Annotated in this window: 1 protein-coding gene; it reads left to right on the top strand. The window is 66.8% G+C overall.

From position 1 onward, the window contains the following. Positions 1-10: 10 nt before the first annotated feature. Positions 11-807, top strand: a 797-nt coding sequence (locus EN750_RS37025; RefSeq protein ID WP_245482935.1) for a phosphoenolpyruvate-utilizing N-terminal domain-containing protein, incomplete at its 3' end; no start/stop codon positions are given.

Raw genomic sequence — 807 nt, 5'->3', positions numbered from 1 at the left:
GGCGCGGACCATGCGCGAACCGCTTAGGATTAAAGGCATTTCGGCCTCGGCCGGTTATGCCGAAGGGCCGCTCTTCGACCTCGACCAGACTGTCGGCTCCTATGTCGGCAAAGAAACAGCCGACGATGAGAAAGCCGCGCTCGAAATCGCAATCGGCATTGCCACGGGCCGTCTCACTGCAATGATCGGGATGGCCGAGGGCGATGCCGCCGACATTCTCGAGTTTCAGGTCGCCATGCTGCAAGACGATGCGCTGAGCAGCCCGGCCTTTGCCGCGATCCGCACCGGCCTGCCGGCCGACACGGCGTGGCGGCAGGCGCTTAACGCTGAAATCGCCGGCTATGATGCTTCGGAGCAGGATTACTTCCGGGCGCGCGCCGCCGACATACGCGATATCAGGGACCAGGTGCTGCGGGCTCTGTCGGAGGTTGGCAACGTCGAGCCGCCCGCCGGCGCCATCCTCTATGGCGAGGATATCGCGCCGACGCGTTTTCTCGAAACCGACTGGAGCAGCGGCGGCGGCATCGCGCTGAGGGCGGGCAGCACGGCCAGCCATGTCGCCATGCTGGCGCGCTCGCGCGGCGTACCCATGATCGTCGGTCTCGGTGCTTCGCCGGCTCATCTCGCCGGCATCGCCCTGCTCGACGCCGAACATGGCGGCATCGTGGTGTCGCCCTCCAGGACCGAAATCGCCGCTTTTCGGCAATCCTGCGCGTCGTTCTCTGCGCGCCGCAACCGGGCCGGGACCTTCCTGGCGCGACCGGCGGTGACCAAGGCCGGCACGGCGGGGCGGATGCAGGTCAACAT

This window comes from Mesorhizobium sp. M7A.F.Ca.ET.027.03.2.1 (assembly GCF_003999175.1).
Classification (GTDB): Bacteria; Pseudomonadota; Alphaproteobacteria; order Rhizobiales; family Rhizobiaceae; genus Mesorhizobium.
The sequence above is the reverse complement of the archived record's forward strand: the minus strand, read 5'-3'. Positions and strand labels throughout refer to the sequence as shown.